The sequence below is a fragment of the Enterobacter cloacae complex sp. 418I7 genome, from assembly GCF_050030705.1.
Classification (GTDB): Bacteria; Pseudomonadota; Gammaproteobacteria; order Enterobacterales; family Enterobacteriaceae; genus Enterobacter; species Enterobacter intestinihominis.
Genome location: NZ_JBLGUU010000001.1, coordinates 2,241,297 through 2,264,360, shown reverse-complemented (window position 1 = coordinate 2,264,360; position 23,064 = coordinate 2,241,297). Strand labels below are relative to the sequence as shown.

21 protein-coding genes and 1 pseudogene are annotated in these 23,064 nt (G+C 50.1%); 6 read left to right on the top strand and 16 right to left on the bottom strand.

All coding sequences use genetic code 11. The features are described from left to right. Positions 1-451 precede the first annotated feature (451 nt). Together ACQG0S_RS10925 and ACQG0S_RS10920 are read right to left on the bottom strand one after the other, a co-directional pair. Positions 452-1,216, bottom strand: a complete 765-nt coding sequence (locus ACQG0S_RS10925) for an SDR family NAD(P)-dependent oxidoreductase (RefSeq protein WP_048966025.1) — start codon at positions 1,214-1,216, stop codon at positions 452-454. Positions 1,217-1,311: 95 nt separating this feature from the next. Next, a complete protein-coding gene (locus tag ACQG0S_RS10920; protein ID WP_023300125.1) occupies positions 1,312-2,334 on the bottom strand; it encodes an alpha/beta hydrolase in 1,023 nt (340 codons plus the stop codon). A gap of 338 nt (positions 2,335-2,672) precedes the next feature. Here ACQG0S_RS10920 and ACQG0S_RS10915 point away from each other — a divergent pair, with 338 nt between their 5' ends. Then, on the top strand, positions 2,673-3,572 hold the full coding sequence (locus ACQG0S_RS10915) for a LysR family transcriptional regulator (protein ID WP_023300124.1): 900 nt from the start codon (positions 2,673-2,675) through the stop codon (positions 3,570-3,572). A gap of 92 nt (positions 3,573-3,664) precedes the next feature. Beyond that, positions 3,665-4,564 carry a LysR family transcriptional regulator gene (locus tag ACQG0S_RS10910; protein ID WP_022648133.1) on the top strand — a complete coding sequence of 300 codons (900 nt, stop codon included), beginning with the start codon at positions 3,665-3,667 and terminating at the stop codon, positions 4,562-4,564. A 185-nt stretch (positions 4,565-4,749) separates the two neighbouring features. Here the strand turns inward: ACQG0S_RS10910 and ACQG0S_RS10905 are convergent, their stop codons facing one another. Next, the gene (locus tag ACQG0S_RS10905; RefSeq protein WP_048966024.1) at positions 4,750-5,799 is read right to left on the bottom strand and encodes an NAD(P)-dependent alcohol dehydrogenase; all 1,050 of its coding nucleotides are present in this window, start codon (positions 5,797-5,799) and stop codon (positions 4,750-4,752) included. Between the two features lie 672 nt (positions 5,800-6,471). Further along, positions 6,472-6,588 (bottom strand): annotated as a pseudogene (locus ACQG0S_RS10900) (AraC family transcriptional regulator); the annotation flags it as partial. Between the two features lie 146 nt (positions 6,589-6,734). On the opposite strand from ACQG0S_RS10900, the gene ACQG0S_RS10895 reads away from it, so the two are divergent. After that, complete coding sequence (locus ACQG0S_RS10895; protein WP_237764898.1) at positions 6,735-7,274, top strand: NAD(P)H-dependent oxidoreductase; 540 nt, start codon at positions 6,735-6,737, stop codon at positions 7,272-7,274. A gap of 327 nt (positions 7,275-7,601) precedes the next feature. Here ACQG0S_RS10895 and ACQG0S_RS10890 read toward each other — a convergent pair whose 3' ends face one another. Continuing rightward, positions 7,602-8,894: a glycoside hydrolase family 28 protein gene (locus ACQG0S_RS10890; RefSeq protein WP_048966022.1), complete on the bottom strand. Its 1,293-nt coding sequence runs from the start codon at positions 8,892-8,894 to the stop codon at positions 7,602-7,604. Positions 8,895-8,998: 104 nt separating this feature from the next. Then, on the bottom strand, positions 8,999-9,757 hold the full coding sequence (locus ACQG0S_RS10885; RefSeq protein WP_048966021.1) for a DeoR/GlpR family DNA-binding transcription regulator: 759 nt from the start codon (positions 9,755-9,757) through the stop codon (positions 8,999-9,001). Positions 9,758-9,843: 86 nt separating this feature from the next. Here ACQG0S_RS10885 and ACQG0S_RS10880 point away from each other — a divergent pair, with 86 nt between their 5' ends. Next, the gene (locus ACQG0S_RS10880; RefSeq protein ID WP_022648128.1) at positions 9,844-10,428 is read left to right on the top strand and encodes an NUDIX domain-containing protein; all 585 of its coding nucleotides are present in this window, start codon (positions 9,844-9,846) and stop codon (positions 10,426-10,428) included. A gap of 84 nt (positions 10,429-10,512) precedes the next feature. Further along, the gene (tam, locus tag ACQG0S_RS10875) at positions 10,513-11,271 is read left to right on the top strand and encodes a trans-aconitate 2-methyltransferase (RefSeq protein ID WP_048966020.1); all 759 of its coding nucleotides are present in this window, start codon (positions 10,513-10,515) and stop codon (positions 11,269-11,271) included. 6 nt (positions 11,272-11,277) lie between these two features. Here the strand turns inward: tam and ACQG0S_RS10870 are convergent, their stop codons facing one another. The 9 genes from ACQG0S_RS10870 to ACQG0S_RS10830 all read right to left on the bottom strand — a co-directional run bounded on the left by ACQG0S_RS10870 (position 11,278) and on the right by ACQG0S_RS10830 (position 20,999). Next, on the bottom strand, positions 11,278-12,468 hold the full coding sequence (locus ACQG0S_RS10870; protein WP_048966019.1) for a cytochrome c biogenesis protein/redoxin: 1,191 nt from the start codon (positions 12,466-12,468) through the stop codon (positions 11,278-11,280). 135 nt (positions 12,469-12,603) lie between these two features. After that, positions 12,604-13,899 carry an ATP-binding protein gene (locus ACQG0S_RS10865; protein WP_426750322.1) on the bottom strand — a complete coding sequence of 432 codons (1,296 nt, stop codon included), beginning with the start codon at positions 13,897-13,899 and terminating at the stop codon, positions 12,604-12,606. Then, on the bottom strand, positions 13,896-14,636 hold the full coding sequence (locus tag ACQG0S_RS10860) for a response regulator (protein WP_022648124.1): 741 nt from the start codon (positions 14,634-14,636) through the stop codon (positions 13,896-13,898). Before ACQG0S_RS10860 ends, ACQG0S_RS10865 begins: the two co-directional genes overlap by 4 nt. Positions 14,637-14,680: 44 nt before the next feature. Further along, complete coding sequence (locus ACQG0S_RS10855; RefSeq protein WP_038416060.1) at positions 14,681-15,676, bottom strand: alpha/beta fold hydrolase; 996 nt, start codon at positions 15,674-15,676, stop codon at positions 14,681-14,683. A 134-nt stretch (positions 15,677-15,810) separates the two neighbouring features. Then, entirely contained in the window at positions 15,811-16,038 is a 228-nt protein-coding gene (locus ACQG0S_RS10850; protein ID WP_254909581.1) for a GNAT family N-acetyltransferase, read from the bottom strand. An 11-nt stretch (positions 16,039-16,049) separates the two neighbouring features. Beyond that, complete coding sequence (locus ACQG0S_RS10845; protein WP_426750319.1) at positions 16,050-18,257, bottom strand: peptidase domain-containing ABC transporter; 2,208 nt, start codon at positions 18,255-18,257, stop codon at positions 16,050-16,052. Beyond that, a complete protein-coding gene (locus tag ACQG0S_RS10840; RefSeq protein WP_032624257.1) occupies positions 18,257-19,510 on the bottom strand; it encodes an HlyD family secretion protein in 1,254 nt (417 codons plus the stop codon). Before ACQG0S_RS10840 ends, ACQG0S_RS10845 begins: the two co-directional genes overlap by 1 nt. 14 nt (positions 19,511-19,524) lie before the next feature. Beyond that, entirely contained in the window at positions 19,525-20,169 is a 645-nt protein-coding gene (locus ACQG0S_RS10835) for a CPBP family intramembrane glutamic endopeptidase (RefSeq protein ID WP_426750317.1), read from the bottom strand. 497 nt (positions 20,170-20,666) lie between these two features. Continuing rightward, on the bottom strand, positions 20,667-20,999 hold the full coding sequence (locus ACQG0S_RS10830; protein ID WP_074142822.1) for a hypothetical protein: 333 nt from the start codon (positions 20,997-20,999) through the stop codon (positions 20,667-20,669). 444 nt (positions 21,000-21,443) lie between these two features. On the opposite strand from ACQG0S_RS10830, the gene ACQG0S_RS10825 reads away from it, so the two are divergent. Then, positions 21,444-21,992, top strand: coding sequence for a GNAT family N-acetyltransferase (locus ACQG0S_RS10825; RefSeq protein ID WP_058646625.1), 549 nt, complete (start codon positions 21,444-21,446; stop codon positions 21,990-21,992). Here the strand turns inward: ACQG0S_RS10825 and ACQG0S_RS10820 are convergent. After that, on the bottom strand, positions 21,980-22,894 hold the full coding sequence (locus ACQG0S_RS10820) for a bestrophin family protein (protein ID WP_003857155.1): 915 nt from the start codon (positions 22,892-22,894) through the stop codon (positions 21,980-21,982). The genes ACQG0S_RS10825 and ACQG0S_RS10820 overlap by 13 nt on opposite strands. Positions 22,895-23,064 lie beyond the last annotated feature (170 nt).

Below are 23,064 nucleotides of genomic sequence, written 5' to 3'. Positions count from 1 at the left end.
GTTTTACGAAAGCTTAGTTCATAATGCATCTAGCGTATATCTCATTGTTTTAGAATATCTTTTTATGAATAGGATGAGTTCATATCAAAAGGACTTCATGAACTAAGAAGAAATGCGCCTTCTATGTATGTTATCTGAGAGCTTACTCTTCGTCAGTTCAGGAATGTCTTCCCAACGCTCGTGTAGAAATAACACTCGGTATGAGAAAAGTGGGCAAGGATTCGGGTTAGGATCTGTAGAGAAGACCGATTATTGCAGGAGGGTTATGAAAGCGAAGGTTTGTTGCGTCTGGTAGCATGGCTGCATCAGTCATCCCGTTGAAGATAAGGGCTTGAAAGGTGATAGATGACCGTACAGGCGGTTTAACAGAAAAGTTAAAAAAGCCCTGTTAAACAGGGCAGTGTTTCAATGAGGGAAAACAAACAGGGGGTAATAATTAGGGCAGCTATGCTTAGCGCATGGTCAGGCCGCCATCAACCGAAATTGACTGGCCTGTAACGTAGGACGATGCATCACTGGACAACCAGAGGACCGCATCGGCGATTTCTTCCGGATTACCATGGCGCTGCAACGGAACGGCTTTAACCATGCCTTCCAGGGCTTCCTTCTGGCCTGAAGCGACCATCGCATCGACCATTGGTGTCCAGATAAGCCCCGGGCAAACTGCATTCACCCGGATGTTCCTGCCTGCATATTCAAGAGCTGCACTCTTGGTCAGGCCCAGCACACCGTGCTTCGCGGCGTGGTAGTTCGCACGTTCTGCACCGCCCACAATTCCGCCGATAGAAGAACAGTTTACGATGACACCACTTTCCTGTTTGCGCATCTGCTGAAGTTCATACTTCATACATCCCCAGACGCCCCGGAGGTTCACGGCATTAACGCGGTCGAAGTCCTCCACGGTAGCGTCCGCGATTTCGACAAGTTTATTCTGTACACCGGCATTATTAAATGCGATATCCAGACGACCGTAAGTAGAAACAGTGAAGTGAACCATCGCTTCAACTTCATCAAGATTTGCCGCATTACAGGTAAATGATTTAGCTTCGAAGCCACGGGAAATCAGATCGTTTGCGGCCTTATCTACCAGTTCAGAATTAATATCCGCTAACACGACGGCTGCCCCCGCTTCTGCATAAGCACGAGCAGTTGCAAATCCAATACCGGACGCGGCACCGGTGACCAGCGCGACTTTATTTTTCAGTGAAATATTCATAATTTTCTCCTCTTAATATTTTGCCCGCAGAAGGTCCCTTAGCGTAATTTCGGACTTTCTGCTGCTTATTCACATACACCTACGTGAGGATATGATTAAAGGTTTTTGCTAAAGAACTCTGCCAGCTTATTCAGGGCAGGGTTAACAAACTGCGGCTTGTCATATAAATCAAAATGTGATGCGCCAGGAATAATAACCAGCTCCTTCGGTTCTTTCGCATTGTCATAAGCCTGCTGGCTGAATTTTCTTGTTTCAGCTTTTTCACCGGCAATTAGCAGCACGGGACGAGGGGAAATCAAATCCATATGCTCCAGTGGATAGTAGGCCATATGGAGTCCTGGACTGGTGACGACATAACGGTTACGGGCATTGGGATGCGCTCCTCTCGGAGTCAGGTAATAATCAGTCGCCTCCTGAACAAAATTAGGCGTACTGGTATTTACCGTATCCCGTGAAGGCAGCAACTGCTGAACCAGTACTGGAGCCCCGCTTGCCTCTTTATTCAGTTGTTCATCCACACTTTGCATTAACTTCATTCGAGCGCTTGCCGTAACCGGCAGGCCTTCAATACCGTTGCGGGTTGCATCGCCAATGTCGTAGGTGACGACACCGGCAACAGCCTTGACGCGTAAATCGTTTTGCGCTTCGTGCAGCGTATAGCCTCCGCCAGCACAAACGCCGAGAGTACCAATGCGGCTGGCATCAACCTGTGGCAGGCTGGCAAGATAGCCTATAGCGCTGCGGATATCCTGTACCCGATCTGACGGATTTTCCAGGTCACGCGGCAACCCACCGCTTTCACCATAGTGCGACGCATCATAAGCCAGAGTAATAAATCCACGCTTTGCCAGCTGCTGTGCGTAAAGCCCGGACGTTTGTTCTTTTACGCCGCCCCAGGGATGCGAGACTACAATAGCCGGATATTTCCTGGCACTGTCATAATCAGGCGGAAGATATAAATTTCCCGCCATGGTGATGTCTCCATTTTTAAACGTTACTTTTTGCGAGCCTGAAACATTGATGCCCTCCGCAACAGTAGAAGGAATTTTTTGGGCAGCCATAACAGAGCCTGCCGCCAGCATTGAAGCACACAAAAGAGAAACCTTAATTAAGGACATGGTTTTACCTCATTGATGAGATTGACAGGAGTCATCGAATAAGCCAAAAGCACAGGTTGAACTGTGAGAAATATATCCGCATACTGTCAGCTTTATTGTTTCAGGCACCCATAGCCAGCCGGAAACTATCAATTCTGATATAATACCGGGACAGGCAAATTCAATTGTTATTGAAGAGCAGCCAGTGCTTATTAATGTACATGAGGCGGACTCGGTTAACCACCCGGCCGTATTTCTTACATTCATAAATGAAATTCATTAATGCCCGTGTTATCTTATCCATAGTATCTGTAGACACCGAGTTGTCCGGAAGGCAACATAGCCGGTGAGGGAGAAAGATGGCACGAGAAGGGTTTAGTGAATTAATCGCACTCATTGCAGTTGCCCAGACGGGAAGTTTTACCCGTGCAGCGGCTCAGCTGGGCATCACGCAACCCGCACTCAGCGCGAGCATACGCGGACTTGAGGAACGGCTGGGAGTGCGTCTTGTCCAACGCAGCACACGAAGCGTTGCGATGACAATGGCGGGCCAGCATCTTGTCGAGCGCCTGATACCGGAGTTTGAGCAGATCACGTATGAACTGGAATCCCTCAATGACTTACGCGATAAACCTACCGGAACGCTGCGCATTACCGCCATTGACTACGTCATACGCTCGGTTCTGTGGCCCCGATTAACCCCTTTTCTGAGACAGTATCCGGACATTACCGTTGAGCTTATCAGCGAGTATGAAAGCGTAGATATTGCTGCCCGGGGGTATGATGCTGGCGTCCGGTTTGGGGCCGACCTGGCCCAGGACATGATTTCCGTTCGCATCAGTGCAGACGTGAAAAATGCGGTTGTCGCTTCAGCAGAGTATTTTACGCGCTACCCGATCCCGCAACATCCGGACGAACTGAGCCAGCACAGCGGGGTTCGTTTACGCATGTCCACCTACGGTGGGTTGTATGACTGGGAATTTGTTGAGGATAACCGCGAGTTCAGCGTCAAAATCAACGGGTCGGTAATATGTAATAACGTTTACGACATACTGGAAGCAGTGAGGCGAGGCTTCGGTCTGGCTTACCTTCCACTGGATATGGTACAGCCCTTGATTGATAGCGGAGAGCTGATTTCTGTACTCCATGACTGGTGCCCTCTCTGGCCAGGGCTACACCTTTATTATCCAAACCGGCGACAGCATTCCAGAGCCATGAGTCTGATGGTGGAGGCACTACGCTTTCATGTGAATGACTGAACCGGATATCGCTGCCAGTCACTTAAACCAGAGCAGCGAATAATCAGTACATGTTGTTAAACAGATTTTTTCCAGAGAACAGGTGACGAAGCATGTCAGGCGAAATATTCCGGGATCTAACTGCATTTATTACCATTGCCCGGCACAGAAGCTTTACCAGAGCGGCCGCAGAGCTCGGCGTTTCGCAATCAGCATTAAGCCATGCCATCCGCAATCTGGAAGAGCGGATCGGGCTGCGTCTTTTGATTCGTACCACACGCAGCGTTTCCCCGACCGAGGCGGGTAAAAGATTGCTGGAACGCGTTTCCCCCAGGCTGGATACGATTGCCCGTGAGCTGACCTCCGTCAGGGATTTGAGCAGTACTATTGCGGGTACGGTAAGAATGACGGTCTCTGATTTTGCCTATAAGACTTTTGTATGGCCACGCCTCAGCGAAACGCTACGCCATTATCCGGACGTCAGGCTTGAGCTCTCTCTGGATGCAGCACTGACCGATATAATTACGGAGAGATTTGATGCCGGTATCAGGGACGGTGATTCGCTTGGCAAAAATATGGCCTCTGTGCGCATCAGCCCGGACTTACGTTATTCAGCAGTTGCCTCTCCCGGTTATGTTCAGGATAAAGGGCTACCGCTTATACCCGGTGATTTAGGCCAGTATTCCTGTATTAGTACCCGCTTTACGCCAGGGGGAAGCACAACGCCATGGATAGTGAAGGAAAATGAAACGGGGCAGATTTTACGGCCTGCGGGCCATCTGATCTTTAATTCATATTATGCTGCGATGGATGCAGCGCTGGCGGGTTACGGCATTGCCTTTTTACCGGAGATACTCAGCCAGCCATGGCTGGATTCAGGAAAACTTGTGCCGATCCTGCCTGGATGGTGGGCAGAACGACCGGGTTTTTATATTTACTATCCGGGAGAACGTCAGATGCTGCCTGCGCTCTCCATGATTGTTGAAACGCTGCGATATGAGCCGCCAGTATAATGCCATTTCTGCTCAGAACCGCTTGACCCGGGAAGCAGTGAAAGGCCAGGCTTATCCACCTGGCCGTTACAAAGATCCTTCGTCCCCGGAGCGCATGCCCGAAATACGCCTGATAGCCGGATGTGCAGGTGTGCGGCAGGCAGTTCCGATCAAGTCTTTTCCGACGCTACAGACACGCTGAAGGATTATTCTGCACTTAACGTAGCCATATCAATGACAAAGCGATGAGCCATGTCCCCTTTTTCAAGACGGGAGAAAGCATCATTGATGTGCTCTATGTTGATCATTTCACAATCCGGATAGACATCATGTGCCGCGCAGAAATTAAGAAGCTCCTGCGTTTCGGCAATGCCACCAATTAACGATCCTGCAATGCGACGTCGTCCCATAATCAGCGGGACCGTTACGGGTTCTTCCAGCGGACCAACCTGTCCGACAATGATTAACGTACCGTCGACATCCAGCAGAGGAGTGAAGGTATTTACGTCATGTTTGACAGGAGCAGTATCGATAATCACATCAAAAGAACTGGCTGCTTTTTCAAGTTCAGCCTGATCGGTGGAGGAAAGAATGCCTTTAGCACCCAGAGTAATCGCCTCTTTTTCTTTATTACGGCTCCGGCTGATGACCGTAACTTCAGCCCCCATGGCGACAGCGATTTTTACAGCCATATGACCTAGCCCCCCGAGACCAATCACCCCGACACGGCTTCCTGACTTCACATTCCATGTTTTTAAAGGGGAGTAGGTAGTGATACCAGCGCAAAGGATAGGCGCAGTGCGGGACAGATCCATGCCGTCCGGAATTTTGAGCACAAATTCTTCACGGACAACAATATGCTTTGAATAACCGCCTTGCGTGATTTCGCCGGTTACTCGATCAGGAACCCCGTAAGTGGGTGTCATGCCCTGGCGGCAGAACTGCTCCTCACCGTGGGTACACTGGTCGCACTGCATGCAACTGTCGACCATACAACCGACCGCGACATTATCGCCAATCTGATATTTAGTGACACCGCTACCCGTCGCTTTCACCACGCCAACAATTTCATGTCCGGGTACCAGCGGATACGACTGCGGGCCCCAGTCGCCGTTCACCGTATGCAGGTCAGAATGACACACACCACAATAAAGGATTTCGATGGCGATATCATTTTCCTTCAGCTCACGTCGGGTAAATTGATAAGGCGCTAATGTCGCACTGGAAGAGAATGCAGCATATCCGACTGTTTTCATAAAACCTCAAATCTGATAATTAATTGATACGTCAAATAAAACGGAAAGCGATAAACAATTTATGGTGTACAAATAAAGCACGAACTAATGATATTTATTTTCCCACCCGTCATGTGATATTGATTATTTACTAGTGTATGGTGCTGCTATCAGATTGCAACATCATAAAACTGATAACACTTATAACTGAAATTAATAAATTACGCACAGCCTCAGATATTCAATTGAGTTTCAGCCGCGATGCTAATCGCGACGGGTCAGATTTTTATCTTCATCCATTTCTACACTCCCGTTAATATTTCTAATCGGATCAGGCTTCCGCTTCAGAATGAAAACTGAATGTACTTTGGTTGTGGCCAACCTGGATAGTTGAGCTTTCCTTGATGCCTCATATTAACACCCTGGCACCATTATAAAATTAAGCCTTTAAGGGTGAACAGAGAATAATTTACCTGTCAGGGATGACATAAAAATACACAATTACAACAAATTATTTGCCTGATCCTCTGAGGGTTGAACATCCACATCAATTTACAGGGGTGAAATGTCAATGAATGTTCAGTTCCGAAACACTACTGGAATTTGCCTTCGCAAGCTCATTAATAAGCTAATGATACATATAATGCTTTCCCGGGGCGGGGTAGTGCACGAAAAAAACCAGCTCGTTAAATATCATATTTTCCCGGCAGCTTTTCTCAGAACAGTTATATCTCTTTTAGGTGATTCCCCGAACATTCTCGTATATTCCCGGCTGAAATGGGACAGGCTTTCGTAACCGACAGCATATGATTTTTTATTTCAGTAATTCCGCGTTTTCTTTAAGGCGAGAACGTGTCCGGAAAACTTTGATTTCAGCTAAACTGGAGACAAGCATGAAACCACTCATTATGAGTACCCCGGTTAAAATGCTGGCAATTTTCCTGCTGGCCATACTGATGCCACTAAAAGGTGCCATCAGTAAAGAGAAGAGCGCCATAAGGACGCTTGTAATCGTGTCTCATCCGTATCCGGAACGGTCTGTGATGATAAAGGGGCTTCAGCAGGCGGCTGAGAGCGTACAGGGAGTGACTGTTCGTAACCTTGAAACGCTCTATGGTTTCGATACACGCAAGATAAACGGTGATGAGGAGAGTCGTATCACGCGCCAGAATGACCGGATAGTATTTATCTTTCCAACTCACTGGTTCAACATCACACCCATGATGAAAGCGTATATGAATGATACCTGGGGTAGCGTTGGTCCTGATTTATGGAAGGGTAAAGAAATGCTTATCGTTACTACTGCTGCCGGTGACGAATCAACATACGGAAAAAATGGCAGAACAGGTATCGAGCTTGCCGATGTATTCACACCAATGAAAGCCAGTGCATTACATGCAGGCATAACATGGCTACCACCTCTGGTTTTCCAGGGCGTAAGTGCCAGCCATTTGCCTGAATACCAGCGCCAGCTCATTGAGCGCCTGACTAAATAAATCTCATACACTATGATTAAACGCTTCTTAATCGGAAGCGTTTTCCTGCCATGTGGTATCTACTGATCAAGTACATACATCTGGCACATTTCGTATATTTGAAGAAAATAGCTCCTAAACATAACGTCTCTTCAAGAAGAAGATAGAGGGATAGGTAAGTGTATGATTAATCGTATCCTGTGGCCGGTTATGAACTAAATGACCGACGGACTGAATTTAACATAATATACATTATGCGCACTTAGATTGAATACGAGTAAATCCAGCCAGTTCAGACCCATCCTTGTTCTGCTCATTCCGCGCATCATGTACCTCTGTTCTGTGCCATCAACGTTCATAACTGTCGTTACGGTCTTGCGTGATCTCCACGGCAGTCACCTGTACATCCTTAAAGCGCAGCCCATCCACACCAGAAATTTTCCCGAACTCTGACGCGTCAATCAAAATCCCCTCCAGCGTTAACCCAACCACAGGACGCTCCGGATATCCCTCGATGAAAAATGCCCGCGAAAAGCATTTGCTGTCTGATCGACGCGCCGTCATATTTTTAATCGTCAGTCCGCTGACCGCAGTAAGACCGGCTTCGCCCTCAACACCTTCAGCCAGTTTGCGCCAGTGTTCTGGTTTATCAGATAAATTGCTCTGGTCGCCATAGCTATACTGCGGAAACCAGTTCAGCTGGATCAGCACCGGAAAACGCACGTCCGTAAGCCGTAGATTTTGTACGGTGATATCACGGATAAATCCGCCCCGGTTGCGAGCAGATTTAATGCGAAACCCGACGCCCGTTCCGTTAAACGCGTTATCTTCTATCAGGACGCGTTCAATGCCACCTGAAGTTTCACTCCCCAGTGTGATCCCGGATCCCTTATTCAGCGTACATCCTCGAATCACTATATCCCGCGCGGCACGAGCTTTTTGCGCCGCTTCGCGTCCTCGTCCTGATTTGATGCAGATATTGTCGTCATTGCAGGACACAATGCAGCGTTCAATCCGCACCTGTTCGCAGGAGTCGACGTCAATCCCGTCGGTGCTCGGCCCCGCAGAATTGCTGATTTGCACGCCCTCAACCGCGATATGGCGCGAATAACAGAGGTGCATGTTCCAGAATCCGGACTCCCGACTGGTAAAATCACGCAGCAGAATGCTCTGGCTTTCAAAGACCAGAATATTGCGCGGGCGCTGACAGTCATAATCAACAACCCAGCGCAATCCTCTTGCGCTGTAATCGCCGACCATGCCGCTGCGCTCGTCATCGCCCCAGTAGCGTTGCCACCAAATTGCACCCTGCCCGTCTATCGTGCCTGTACCGGTAATGCTGACGTTTTCACAATCGATGATATTAATAATGCCTGCCGGCCAGCGCATATCAATGCCGGCCACCCGGGTATTTATCAGGGGATAATCAGCCAGATCCTGGCTTCCAACGAGCTGTGCGCCAGCGTCCAGGCGAAGTGAAACACCGCTTTTCAGAAACAACGCTCCGGTCAGAAAACGGCCTTGCGGAATAACGATGACATCGTTCTGTTGAGCACTATTTATGGCCTGCTGAATGGCGGATGTTGCCAGGCGTTGCGCGGTTGGGTCCGCGCCATACGCCAGAATGGAGATCACTTTCATGGCTTTTCCTTAAACAGATGAAAGCCTTAGTCTAGGAATCCGCGTGATGGATAACCTTTGTCTGTTTGACAGCCACGCAGTCAGGCTGGCAAAAAAGCGGATATTTACTGGCTGGCGATCACCGCAACGCCCTTTTCTTTCATAACGTTGACCCAGCGTTCATCCGTTGTGTTTTCAACAACGAGCGTATTCAACAGCGACAAATCGCCAATCACAAACGCCGAGGCCGTGTTGATCTTTTCCGGTGAGGCCAATACCACCGTTTCCGCCGCTCTGCCGGAAAATGCACGTTTGATGCATGCTTCTTCATAATCTCCGGTGGTCAGCCCGGCCTCAGGATGCACGCCGGTGACACCCATGAAAAACAGATCCGCATGAATATTGTTGATGCCTTCAATAGCGGCCGCGCCGACCGTGACGATGGAGTGTTTATACAAACGACCGCCAATCAGGATCACCTCTATGCACGGATGGTTGACCAGCCCCAATGCAATACCCGGGCTGTGCGTCACCACGGTTACCCGCAAATCTGGCGGCAAGAAGGTAATAAGTTCTGAGGTGGTCGTCCCGCCATCAATGATCACCACCTGCCCCGGTGAAATGAGCTGCGCGCCCCGACGTGCCACGCGTTTTTTTGCATCCATTTTAACGGACTGACGCTCGGCAAAAGGCGCAATCGCTGAAGATGCCGGAAGCGCGCCGCCGTGGACACGCTGCAAACGCCCTTCTGCCGCCAGTTCACGTAGATCCCGGCGGATAGTGTCCTCAGACACCGAGAAAAAGAGGCTGAGCGCAGTTGACTGGACCTGGCCTTCCGCCTCCAGCTTTTCCAAAATCAACTGTTTACGCTGACTTGTGAGCATGAATTATTCCTGATGTTGCACGATAATTATTGTAATTACACGAAAATGCTGTTTATGATGCATACTCTACGAGAGGAGAGCCAAACGTGCAATCAAAACGTGCAGATATACGCATCATCAACAGCGAAACGTTGTCCGACAACTGGTATAACCTGAAAAAATACACTTTTGACCTCCAGCGCAGCGATGGTGACTGGCAGCGGCAAGAGCGTGAAGTGTATGACCGCGGGAATGGCGCGACGATCCTGCTCTATAATCGCGACAGCAAAACAGTCATTCTTACACGTCAGTTTCGTTTCCCTGTGTTTATCAATGGTCACGAAGAGGATCTCATTGAGGCGGCTGCCGGGTTGCTCGATAACCTTGACCCGGAAAGCCGGATTAAGGCCGAAGCGGAAGAGGAAACCGGGTATAAGGTGACACGCGTAGAGAAAATTTTTGAGGCCTATATGAGCCCGGGCTCCGTTACCGAAAAACTCTACTTCTATCTGGCGGAATATCACCCGCAGGATCGGACCAGCGCGGGCGGCGGCGTTAAAGCAGAGGGGGAAGATATCGACGTGCTGGAAATGACGCTGGACGACGCGCTTCGTGGCATCGAGAATGGCCAGATCGTCGACGGTAAAACCATCATGCTGCTTTATCACGTGGCCCTGAAAGGCATTTTATAATCTCACGTTTATCCGGATACCTGCCCCTGCGCAGGTATTTGCCTGTGCTATTCTTGCTGAACACCTCAACATGGAGATGCGAAAATGGCCGACTGGGATCCTTCTCTATATCTACAATACAGCGCAGAACGCACACGTCCTGCCGCTGAGTTACTGGCCCGGGTGCCGCTTGCTGACATAACCTCTGGCGTGGATTTGGGTTGCGGGCCAGGCAACAGCACCGCGCTGCTGAAACAACGCTGGCCTTCAGCGCAGATAGCCGGTGTGGATAACTCCCCGGCGATGCTGGAGGAAGCCCGACAGGCCCTGCCAGACTGCCACTTTGTTGAATCGGATATCCGTCACTACAAACCTGACCAGCCTCTCAGCCTGATCTACGCCAACGCTTCCCTGCAATGGATCCCGGACCATTACCACCTTCTGCCGCATCTGGTTTCACTGCTCCAGTTAAACGGCGTGCTGGCGATACAAATGCCTGACAACTGGCTTGAGCCGACGCACGCCCTGATGCGTGAAGTTGCCTGGGAACAGGGCTACCCCGATCGTGGCCGCGAGCAGCTGCCGGGTATTCATGCCTACTATGATATTCTGACGGACGCGGGATGCGACGTGGATATCTGGCGCACCACCTACTTTCATCAGATGAGCTCTCATCAGGCGATTATTGACTGGGTCAGCGCGACGGGGTTACGGCCGTGGCTACAGGATCTCAACGAAAGCGAGCAGAAAAACTATCTGAAACGCTACCTTGAGCTGCTGGAAGAGCAGTATCCGCTCCAGGAGAACGGGCAGATACTGCTGGCTTTTCCGCGCCTGTTTATGGTTGCTCAGCGGGTTCTGTAAGCCGAATCAGGAACGCGCTTCCTTGAGCAAATGCTGAATTACAGCCTCCTGCTTGTCGTAGTTGCCTTCGCCAAACGAGGTGTAACGCAGTTGCCCTTTCGCATCGAAATAGTAATGTGCTGGCCAGTACTGATTACCGAACGCGCTCCAGATTTTGTAGTTATTATCCGTCACTACGCGGTACGGCAACTGCCATTTGTTGACCGCGTTTTTCACCGATGATAACGGCTTTTCCCAGGGGTATTCAGGGGTGTGGACGCCAATCACCACCAGACCTTGTGACTCATATTTCTTCGCCCAGTCTCGAACATGCGGAAGGGTATGCTGGCAGTTTATACAGTCCCAGGTCCAGAAATCGATAAGCACAACTTTCCCCCGCAAGGCCTTAGATGTGACAGGGTCACCGTTTACCCAGCCCGTACCGCCGCTTAATGTCGGTAGCTGGCTGCTCGGCATTGCGTCAGCGATCGGTCGCAGTTTCACCTGCGTGGAGGTTGGTTGCGCAAGGCTCAAGAGAGCGTTTTCCAGCTGGTCGGTAATACCGCTGGCGCCTTTCAGGACCGACGTCATTCCTGAGGCGTTGAAAGCCACGGCGGCTAACATCATCACCCCTGCGCCCTGACGCAGACGCTCCATCAATGCGGATTTGGCTCTCAGAGGGGTTATCAGCTTACGGCCCCCCGCGACAAGCAGCCCCAGCATCAACGCGCACCCACTGCCGTAAGCGGCTAACAGCGCTCCGGTTGCGATGGCCGAGTGGCCAGTAATGTTAATGCCGAAGATCGCCCCGAGAATCGGTCCTGCACAGGGGGACCACAGAAGTCCAACGGCCAGCCCTGCCAGAAAAGCCGAAAACATGCCGTGTCGCTGAACGCTGTGGGTGTTAAGAACGTTCCCCGCTCTGACCGCCGGGCTGGCAATGCGCTGAGCGAACTGCGGGAAGATCAGGGCCAGGGCGGCAATGCTCAGTACCAGCAGCGCAATCCAGCGACCGATAACGGTGGCGTCAGCGATCCAGTCACTGGCAACCGTTACTACCATCGCCACAAACGTGAACATCACTATCATTCCCGCCAGAAGCGCCAGAATGTGTTTGCGCTGCCCCTGAAAGCCGGCGAACAGCAGAGGAATAACGGGAAGCGTGCACGGACTGAGCAGGCTAATCATGCCGCCTAAAAAAGCGATTATCAGAAACATAACGACCTCACGATACAGTTGCTGCGAAGGTGCAGTGAGGTCATTTCACCCTGCGAATGTGTTCAGGCCGTGTGCAAAAAACTGAATTTTGTCTGCCTTCGTATCCGCACGGCGCGCAGATACACAGGCGTACAATTAAACGCGCGGAAGAGTCACGCTTACGGCCAGCCCGCCCTCTGCCCGGTTTGCAAGATGCAATTTCCCGTCAAGCTGGGCGGTGAGCTGCGCGGCAATGGCGAGGCCTAACCCGGTGCCGCCCGTTTCGCGGTTGCGCGACGTTTCAACCCGGTAGAACGGCTGTAACACCGCCCCCAGTTCTGCCTCCGGGATGCCGGGGCCGTTATCCATAATGCGGATCGCTACCTGCCTTTCATCTTCATCAATCTCTATTACCGCGCTATGGCCAAACTTGAGCGCATTATCCAGCAGATTGGTCATTACCCGGCGCAATGCCTGGGGGCGGGTGACGATCGGCAGACGTGTACTGCGTGCATGAAACTGCACGTTTTTACCAATGTCCTGATAATCACTGGCGATGCTGTTAACCCACGCGTTTAGCTCCAGCTTAAGCGTGGTCTCTTTCAGTGATTCTGATGACCGGGCATAGGCAATACCTTCTCGTACCAGGCGCGACATATTATCCAGGTCGCTCAACAACTTATCGTGGAGTTCGGGCTGATCCGCCATTTCGACCCGCAGCTTCATACGCGTGATGGGCGTCTGAAGATCGTGAGAAATGGACGCCAGAATCTGCGCGCGTTCACGCAGATAAGTTTGTATCCGCGACTGCATCTCATTAAAAGCCTGCGCCGCCTGTCGCACCTCAACCGGACCTTTTTCAGTCATAGGAGAATGGGCCGCAGGATCGAGGGAATCAACCGCGCGCGTGAATTGCAGGAAAGGCCGGACAACCTGGCGCACGGCAATCCAGGAGCAGAGCGCGACAAGTAACAGCTGAAGAACCAGCACCACGGGCAACCAGCTGGCGACAGGCGGTATGCGCGGGATCAGATCGATGGTGAGCGGTGCGCCGTCGCGGAGCGTCAGATGGGCCTGAATGTGGGAAACAGGCCCCGGCACTGCCGTAAACTGGAGCGGATATTGAACTGAAAGCGTCTCTTTCAGGGTGCGAATCGCATCCCGCGAGCGCTTGTCCGTTGGCGCAGCGCCTGCCTCGCCGGGACCAAGGATATAACGATAATTACCGCGACCGAGCCGTTCCAGCCACTCTGGCCGCTCTTTGGCCGGAAGCCGGTCGAGAATGGCCACGCTGGTCGCCACGTCATTCTCAAGATTGCCCAGCATAACCGTGCGCGCGCTGTGCATTCGCTCAACCATGACCAGCGTCAGGCTGAGCGCGTTAGCCAGCAAGAGTCCAAGCAGCACAATGATCAGCAGCCGGGCCAGTAAGGTGCGGGGCCACAGCGTCATTCATTGGCCTCGACGATGGTCACCGGCATAGTAAAAACGTAGCCTTCGCTGCGAACGGTTTTAATGTAGGCTGGCGAGCGGGCATCTTCATTCAGGCGCTGTCGCACGCGGCTCACCAGGAGATCAATCGAACGCTCAAACAGCTCGGCATCACGTCCCTGCGTCAGGTTCAGCAGTTGATCGCGGGTCAGCACCCGTTGAGGATGATCGAGAAATACACGCAGAAGGCGATATTCCGCCCCGCTGAGCGCCACAACCATCCCCTCGTTATCAATCAGATGACGCGCCACGGTATCCAGCTGCCATTCACCGAACACCACCAGGCGCCCTGCCTCGGTCACCTGAAGATTAGGCGGCATAGTACGAAAACGGCGCAGGATAGTTTTGATACGCGCCAGCAGTTCGCGGGCCACAAACGGTTTTACCACATAATCGTCGGCGCCCATCTCCAGCCCCAGGATCCGGTCCATGTCCTCGTTGCGCGCGGTGAGCATCAGGATCGGCAGATCCTTATGCCTGCTGCTGCGCAGCTGTCGACACACCGTCAGGCCATCATCACCGGGCATCATCACGTCCAGCACCACCAGGTCGATATGCTGTTTGTCGAGCACCATGCGCATCTCTTTTCCGTTCGCCGCACCAGAGGCGTGATAGCCGGATTTCACGAGGTAATCGACAATCAGTTCACGAATATCCCTGTCGTCATCGACGACAAGGATGTGATCAATATGCTCCACCGCAGGCTCCTGATTAAGAGGTAACGGATTGAAAATAGCACATATCAGAGCTTATCCGCGTCGACAACTGCTTTAACAAAGTCCTGCGGATCTTCTTGCGGCGGGTTGTGGCCCACCGTTGCGCCGAAAGTACGGTGCTCATATTTTCCGGTAAATTTCCCGGCATAGGCCGCAGGTGCAGGGTGTGGCGCCCCGTTATTACCGCCTTCGATGGTGATGGTCGGCACCGTAATGTTCGGCAGCGTCGCCAGTTTTTGTTCATAGGCGTCATATTTAGGCTCCCCTTTTTCCAGACCCAGACGCCAGCGGTAATTACTGAGCGTGACGGCAACGTGGTCCGGGTTATCGAGGGATTTGGCGCTGGCATTGAAGGTGGCATCGCTGAATTTCCAGTCCGGCGAAGCCTGGGACCAGATCAGCCGGGCAAAATCGTGCGTATTTTTAGCATAGCCTTCCGCCCCGCGCGGCGTGGCGAAATAGAACTGATACCACCACTGAACTTCTGCCTTCGGCGGTAAAGGCTGTTTGCCAATCGCCTGGCTGCTGATCAGGTAGCCACTTACCGAGACCAGCGATTTCACCCGTTCCGGCCAGAGCGCCGCAACGATATCCGCCGTACGTGCACCCCAGTCATAACCGGCAAACACCGCCTGTTTGATATCCAGGGCGTCCATCAGGTTGACGATGTCTTTCGCCATTGCCGAAGGCTGGCCGTTTCGCGGCGTTTTATCAGAAATAAAGCGCGTGGTGCCGTACCCGCGCAGGGACGGCACAATGACACGATACCCTTTCGCGGCCAGCGCGGGGGCCACTTCAGCGTAGCTGTGAATGTCGTACGGCCAGCCATGCAGCAGGATCACCGGTTGCCCCTCTTTCGGCCCGATATCGACATAACCGACGTTAAGATCGCCAGCGTTAATCTGTTTTACCTGGTTGAAGGCCGACGCGTAATCCTTGCCCATCGCTTCCGCCTGACAGGACATCACGGTGCCAAGCGAAACGGTCAGGGCGACTGCTGAGTATGCGAGTTTGTTAAACATGATGTTATCTCCGGGTGAGTTCAGTTGACGGAGATATAACACCATGCGTTTGTATAAAGGATGTGTGCGGATGCGGTTTTATTGCATACCTGTGTATGTATCACAGACGCAGATACAGTGTGATACAAACCCGGTTAAGGGGTGATTCGGTACCGGACGTAATCGTCGGCTTCACCATAGTGGTCATACAGCTTACGCGCCGGATTGTGCATGCGGGTTACCCAGTAGAGTTTTGACCACCCTTCCCGCTTACCCTCATCGATCAGGGCGTCGATAAGCGCTTTACCCGCCCCTGCGCCACGTTCGGCAGCGTCAACAAATAGATCTTCCAGATAGGGGTAAGTTTGGATATCGAAAATTATGTACGTTAAGGTTAATTTTTTGCCATCACGTCATTAGTATATTCACAAACAGACTCGCCATTATTGACTGTATGCTGGAGATTCAGCTCCGTTAAGTAGCCGTCTGCCAGATACAAAACCCGGTCTGCAGAGGCTATGGTTTCCGGGCGATGGGCTATCAGCAGAACAGGAAGCCCCAGTTGACGTAAGGTCTGGCTTATCCGGATTTCACTCTCAACATCAAGGTGGCTGGTCGCTTCATCCAGTAACAGGAATCCCGGTTTCTTGTACAACGCCCTTGCCAGCAGAATGCGTTGTTTTTGTTCTCCGGAAAGCCCTCCGCCGGTTTCACCAATCAGCGTCTGATACCCCATCGGCATTGCCATAACATCGCTGTCGATAAGTGCCAGTCTTGCGCACTGGATCATTCGTTCATAATTTCGGTCATCACTGAAAAAAATAATGTTATCTGCTACAGAACCTTTGAAAAGATGGTCATCCTGCAGTACGGTACCGATACGCTGACGAACCTGAAAATAATCCGGATGCGTATGCAATATGCCAAATGCCCTGATCCTGCCCTCATCAGGGATGTGGATCCCAAGGATAAGCTTCACCAGTGTCGTTTTCCCGCATCCGGATTTACCTGTAATGGCAACGACTTCTCCGGGATTGAGTGTCAGCGACACCCCGCCGATTATCGGATTTTCCCCTCCCTTGTGGCTGAAGATGATGTGCTCAAGTACTAGAGGAGCATGAGCATATTCATCCATCTCCCTGCGGGATACAGAAGGAATGTGCGAAGCGTTGTTATGCTCACGAAAAGGCTGTTGCTGAAGGCCTTCTGTCGGGGTCAGTACAATATCAGCCAGTCGTTCGTTGTAAACATCGAGCGTACGCCAGGAAAAAAACTTATCAGTCAGGCTACTGATACTGGAAGAAAAACGCGTCTGATAGGATAAATAAGCAACCAGCATGCCGACGGTGAAGGTACCATTCAATACCTCCCCGGCGCCTTTCCACAAAATGATTGCTGATACCACGCTGCCGGTAAGAGTGTGAGCAATGTCATAGCACATCAGCAGACGGCTCTGACGCAACTGCGTATTTCTGCGGGCAACGTTGAGATTCAGCCAGGCGGCCTCACGATGTGCCGTCACACCGTTAATTCTCAGGCTGAGGATCCCGTTGAGTGTTTCAAGAAAATGCCCGGACTCCTTGGCACCTGCATCCCAGGCATCTTCTGCCGACTGTCGAAGGGACGGATACCACAGTGCCCTCAACACACCATAGAAAATGGCTGCAAGTACGGCGATCAATGTCATTTCAGGACTGTACAGCAGCATCATGCAAAGCGCAGTCACCACGAGCAACACATCCAGAATACCTTCCAGCACTTGCGTAGTCAGCGCCTGCTGGATGGTATCTACTGCCTCAAAACGAGCATTAATACTCCCCTTACTGCGTGCATCAAACCAGGCCAGAGGAAGATGGACCAGATGATGGAAAACCCGTGCTGTCCACTGCATGTTAAAATTGACGGACAGTGTAATACTCGCCCACTGGCGGGCCAGTGACAGCAGCATCTGGGTCAGTGACATCAGCAGAAGCGCAATAATAATGACGGTCAACAAACTCTGGTCGGCAGCCACCAGGACTTCATCAATCACCAGCTGGTTGAGAAGCGGGCTTCCCAGTGTCAGGATTTCGAGTGCCACGGCAAAAACGATAATTCGCGACATTGCCGACAACAGACCCGGTGTTTTACCTGTCAGTTGGCGCAGATGGATTTTTTTCCTTTCATCCCGAGCGGTAAAATCACTGGCTGGCATCAGCTCCAGCGCGACGCCGGTGAAATGTTTTCCAGCATCCTGTAGGGAGAGCGTTACTTTTCCCTTTTCCGGATCATGAATAACCAGCCTGCTTCCGCGAACTTTATGTAGCACAACAAAATGATTCATGTTCCAGTGGAGAATACACGGGAGAGAAAGGGATCTTAGGTCCTCAAGCTCCAGCCGAACTGCCCGGCTGGATAATCCGATACCGGCCGCACATTCAGTCAGTCTCTGCAGGGTCATCCCTTGTGAGCTGATACTGAAACGTTCGCGCAGTGTGGGTAAGTCTGTTTGCAGACCATGCCAGCAGGCCATCATGACCAGGCATGCCAGACCACATTCCGCTGACTCTGTCTGTCGGGTGAGAGGAAGCTGTTTTCTCCCGGTCCATTTGAGTGTATCCATCACAGCTTTCCTTTCAGGCTCCAGAGCGGCTCAGTCAGCCACTCCCACAAATTGCGGGTATCCAGGCTGACATCCCCCTCAAGAACCATGCCGGGGCGCAGGGCTTCCTGTTTCCCATAAGCCAGAATAAAAGTATTTTCAGGTTCAACGATGACGCGGTAATGACCTTCATTCTCCTTCCAGGTCACAGGAGATACGGAGAGTAAATCAGAAGATGTCAGCGTTGTATGGCTTATTTCACGGATAGTCCCGTACTGCACACCAAACTTCTGATAGGGGAAGGCAGAGAACCGCAGGGCAACACGCTGCCCCGCCTGAATAAAGCCAGCATTCTGACTGGTAGCATAGAGTTCTATCTGCAAACGGGCATTGTCGGGAATGAGGGTCATGACAGGTTCAGATGCCCTGACAGACTGTCCCTGTCTGACCAGCACGGCAGCAACGGTTCCGGATACCGGTGAAGTCAGCGTGAAATTTTCCTTACCTGCCAGTTCGTCCTGCTGTTGCCTGATAACCTGCAACTGCCTGTCCATTTCAGCCTTCCGGCTTTCACCCTGAACGATGAGATGGTCAAGGTCGTCTTTAGCAGCCTCCATCGCGGTGTGCAGTTGCAGAAGCCCCTGACGCTGATCCTCAACGTTTTGCTGTGACGTTGAAACGTCAATCTGCTTCTGCTGGTATTCGATATCTGATACGTAATGCGTATCAGCAAGTTTCTTATAGCGCTCCATAACAGACACGGCCAGCGCAGCCTGATGCACGGCAAGTGACAGACGCTTTTCTGCACTTTTAACCTGAGGTTTCAGGGAAACTATTCGCTGTTGTATGGCATGCTGCTGCTGACTGTTGTCACGCAATTCCAGGGTCTGTTGAGAAGTCAGCATTGTAAACTGAGTTTGTAGGGAAAGTCTTATAGCAGCGAGTGTACCTGCCCCCTGTTCGTTGAAATGTTCACCGCTGATATGATAAAGAGTCTCACCGGCAATAATGTGTTGACCTTCTGAGGCGGTCAATTTGGTTACGTAGCCAGCATATTGAGGAGTGATTTTTACCAGCCCGGATGACGGCATAACGATTCCGGAAAGGTGAGCCTTACGTGTATAGCTACCATAAAGAATAAAGAGTATCAGGCACAGAAATATGAATAACGTTGTGAGTGCGCTTACTGATAAACCGAATGACGCAGGTAAGACAATCTCACCATAATCAGAATCTGTTTGATGATTTAAAGCCTCTTCCCTGAAGATATTCATATCCCAAATCCCCTTCAAAAATTTAACGACAAAACAAAAGCATTCATGCACGAATGAATTATAATAGGATAAAAAAGCCCTCTGCCTCTTATTCTAACTATTAATAGCAATATTGACACCAAAAAAAGAATGGATTGATCTAAAATGTTATAATACTGTCCATGCATCAGACAAAAAGACAATGAAGTCAATATACATGGGATAATATACTTTTTATTAAAAATTGAGTGGAAAACACCGAAGATACAGCCCCTGTATATAATCTCCTCATAATATGGGACTACGAAGGTGGCTATTATAAATGCTATAAAACCAATATGGGAAGGTCCATAATGATATAAATTATCCCTGTAAAGATAAACATTATACTGAACCAGCAAAATGACAAACAACACAACAATAGAAAATTTTATTGAAGTTAAATCTCTACTTGGGCGTAATTTAAAACCATCCAACTTCCTTAAGTAAAAAATATACAAGAAAAATGCAATTGAAAATTCCGCAATAAACAATAAGAAAAATGACACATCGAGAGTAAGATAGCGGAGGGTTATGGATGGCGATAACGTAATTATTATTGAGATAACAGACGCAATAAAAAGAACAATTACGTTTTTCTTACTATAAATGAATGGATAGACATGCCTAAAGATTATCATGTTCAACCTATTATTAATTCATATTTTATATAAGAATCAACAAATATGGTTATGATATCGTAATCATTTTTTGATATCATGCACTTTAACTTCAGTGAACATTTGTAATGATTCCATTCTGCAACACAACAATTTTTATCGGAGTGTACTTTATTTACTTTTAAACCTATTCATCAAGTTAACGCCCCATCGAGTTACTGCTATTAATACAATCAACGCAATAAGAAACCTTGATATAATCCCTGGCCGTGATACTTCGTCAAACTCAAGAACTTCAGCGTATTTCAAAAGGGTAAATGCGATAATGAAAAAAAATAAGTAAATTAGGAAATTTAAAAATTGTTTCATGCTTAACCCGATACTTGTGATTACATTAACTTTATCAAAAATAATAGCTCATCATGACTACTTCGAATAATCATTAAATATCGAAACACCTAGAATAACATTCAGTTATAATGAGCTTTTAAATTATTATCACACACAACTCAAATTACTTACCAACGGCATTGTCCGGGGCCGTTGTAATTATTAATTTTATCTTTACTACCACGATCTGAAAAACTATCTTTTGTGCACTGGCCAGCTATAGCTCCACCAATTACCCCAGCGGTCATACCCACTGCCCCCCCAGGAGAGCCGGCGATTAGACCACCGATGATTCCTGCGCCGCATGAGTCAACGCCCTTGTAAATAGAGCCATTGTTTCCTTTTGAATTACCAGATTTAGAGCTGGTGTTACGACTACCGGCACCTTCATAATTACCGCTTCCATTGCCGCCACTTACTAATGCTATCTCATTAAGGCTTAATGCTCTTATATTCGACATAAATCATCTCCATTTAATTTAGTTTTGCATTTTGTGCTAAAAAAATATCTTACATTACTTAATGTAAAGAAAGTGTATTTATGTAAGCAAATGCAAATAAGCTATTGAACTTCGTAAACCGTAGCTCCATTTGGGAGCAGTTCAGCTCCTGCATGGGCAGGCCTATAACACGAAATCGACCTGGAGGTACGGTAATGTTCAGGCATCTTTTCTGACGTCCAGCGCGCAATCACTTCTGCGTCGTAACAGATTTTACAGCCATGGCGCATCGCTTCGTTACGGACGTGCCAGAGTGTTTCGGCTTCTTCGGGCCTGGCTTTTCTTGGCATTACATACTCCTTTATGGATAAATCTGAATAACAAAAGCACGACCAACTGGAATGTGATATTGATGAAATATCAGAACCCAAACAAATGATAACGCTCAAATATGGAGATCACCGGATGACGATACCCACGCTTACGACAGAACGCTTATTACTTAAACCCCTTGTTGCCGCCGATGCCGTCCAAATCCAGCAACGCTATCCGCGCTGGGAAATTGTCCGCTATATGGTGGCTTCAGTCCCCTGGCCCTACCCGGAAAACGGTGCAGAAAATTATGTCAACAACGTTGCACTGCCCGACATGGCCAAAGGGATTGCGTGGTTCTGGACGATTCGCAGCCGTGAAGCGCCTGATGAACTGATGGGGTTAATTTGCCTGTACGACGTCGAAGACAACAACCGGGGCTTCTGGCTCGCGCCGGAATTTCAGGGACAGGGATATATGCGTGAGGCGAGTATCGCGGCAACGGATTTCTGGTTCAATACGCTTAACAAAGCGGTGTTACGCGCGCCGAAAGCGGCGGCCAACAGCCGCTCCCGACGTATTTCAGACAGCAGCGGCATGCGACTCATCAGGACAGAGAAGAAAGCCTATGTCAGCGGCCTGCTGGATTCGGAGCTGTGGGAAATCACCCGCGACGAGTGGAATGCCCGTCAGGTCAGCTGATAATGCTTATCCGGCATTAGCCTTTCAGGGATGTTCTCTTCATCGTTCATCTGCAACAGATCGCGCTCCATCATGTTGCAGATGGCGTCCAGCGGCAGATCGTTATCTTCCGTCCCAAACGGATCTTCCAGCTCTTCCGCCAGCGTATCAAGTGAGATAAAAGTGTAGGAAATCAGCGCAGAGACAAAGGGCGTCATGTAATGCAGATCAACAACCAGCGCAAACGGCAGCATGATGCAGAACAAATACACCGTCCGGTGCAGGATCAGCGTATAGGCAAACGGGACTGGCGTATTAGCGATACGCTCACAGCCTGCCAGCACGATGGACATATCGTTCAGGCGGTTGTTGAGGCTGTGAAACAGGATGTCTGAAAGGTGCCCGCTGCGCCGCCGCACGGCCAGCCACTCCCCCATGATCAGCAGGATACGGTTCGCCGGCGAGTTGGCATCCATCACTTTGCGTAAATCGTCTGGAGCCAGATAGCGGGACAGCTGATCGGCATTGGTTTCTCTGCGCAGTGTCATACGCAGACAGTTAGCAAACGCGATTTGCAGGCGGACAAACTCTCCAAGATGTTTATCATCCGGCAAGGTGTTTTTTACCTCGCGAAACAGCGAGCGCGCCGCTATCATCAACTGCCCCCAAAGCAGACGCGCCTCAACGTAGCGCGAATAACAGGCGTTATTGCGAAATCCCAGGAAGATGGCGATAGCCACGCCCAGAATGCTGAACGGCGCGACGGTAAAGCGGATACCCAGCGAGGTGTACCACGGCAGCATGACAATCACGGCGATGGAAAGCAGGAAGTTAAGCAGCAGTCGGGTATAAATTTTGGGAAGTACCGAACCATGCCAGACAAAAATCAGTTGCAGCCAGTGCTGTTGAGGACGAACAATCATAATCAGCTTCAGAAAAGTAAAGAGCGCGGCTATTAAACGTGATCCTCATCACGGTTGCAAGCATGTTAATAGTTCATTGCATTTTCTGACCTGTTAAGCCCTGACCGCACGGTGCTGCCTGTGCTTTTTAAAAAAAGGATGTATAGTATGTTGTAACTAATACTGTTCTG

Excerpts from the sequence above, each read along its gene's own strand:
- ACQG0S_RS10925 (WP_048966025.1), bottom strand. The coding sequence starts at position 1,216 with ATGAATATTTCACTGAAAAATAAAGTCGCGCTGGTCACCGGTGCCGCG.
- ACQG0S_RS10920 (WP_023300125.1), bottom strand. The coding sequence starts at position 2,334 with ATGTCCTTAATTAAGGTTTCTCTTTTGTGTGCTTCAATGCTGGCGGCA.
- ACQG0S_RS10915 (WP_023300124.1), top strand. The coding sequence starts at position 2,673 with ATGGCACGAGAAGGGTTTAGTGAATTAATCGCACTCATTGCAGTTGCC.
- ACQG0S_RS10910 (WP_022648133.1), top strand. The coding sequence starts at position 3,665 with ATGTCAGGCGAAATATTCCGGGATCTAACTGCATTTATTACCATTGCC.
- ACQG0S_RS10905 (WP_048966024.1), bottom strand. The coding sequence starts at position 5,799 with ATGAAAACAGTCGGATATGCTGCATTCTCTTCCAGTGCGACATTAGCG.
- ACQG0S_RS10895 (WP_237764898.1), top strand. The coding sequence starts at position 6,735 with ATGCCACTAAAAGGTGCCATCAGTAAAGAGAAGAGCGCCATAAGGACG.
- ACQG0S_RS10890 (WP_048966022.1), bottom strand. The coding sequence starts at position 8,894 with ATGAAAGTGATCTCCATTCTGGCGTATGGCGCGGACCCAACCGCGCAA.
- ACQG0S_RS10885 (WP_048966021.1), bottom strand. The coding sequence starts at position 9,757 with ATGCTCACAAGTCAGCGTAAACAGTTGATTTTGGAAAAGCTGGAGGCG.
- tam (WP_048966020.1), top strand. The coding sequence starts at position 10,513 with ATGGCCGACTGGGATCCTTCTCTATATCTACAATACAGCGCAGAACGC.
- ACQG0S_RS10870 (WP_048966019.1), bottom strand. The coding sequence starts at position 12,468 with ATGTTTCTGATAATCGCTTTTTTAGGCGGCATGATTAGCCTGCTCAGT.
- ACQG0S_RS10865 (WP_426750322.1), bottom strand. The coding sequence starts at position 13,899 with ATGACGCTGTGGCCCCGCACCTTACTGGCCCGGCTGCTGATCATTGTG.
- ACQG0S_RS10855 (WP_038416060.1), bottom strand. The coding sequence starts at position 15,676 with ATGTTTAACAAACTCGCATACTCAGCAGTCGCCCTGACCGTTTCGCTT.
- ACQG0S_RS10845 (WP_426750319.1), bottom strand. The coding sequence starts at position 18,257 with ATGGATACACTCAAATGGACCGGGAGAAAACAGCTTCCTCTCACCCGA.
- ACQG0S_RS10840 (WP_032624257.1), bottom strand. The coding sequence starts at position 19,510 with ATGAATATCTTCAGGGAAGAGGCTTTAAATCATCAAACAGATTCTGAT.
- ACQG0S_RS10835 (WP_426750317.1), bottom strand. The coding sequence starts at position 20,169 with ATGATAATCTTTAGGCATGTCTATCCATTCATTTATAGTAAGAAAAAC.
- ACQG0S_RS10830 (WP_074142822.1), bottom strand. The coding sequence starts at position 20,999 with ATGTCGAATATAAGAGCATTAAGCCTTAATGAGATAGCATTAGTAAGT.
- ACQG0S_RS10825 (WP_058646625.1), top strand. The coding sequence starts at position 21,444 with ATGACGATACCCACGCTTACGACAGAACGCTTATTACTTAAACCCCTT.
- ACQG0S_RS10820 (WP_003857155.1), bottom strand. The coding sequence starts at position 22,894 with ATGATTGTTCGTCCTCAACAGCACTGGCTGCAACTGATTTTTGTCTGG.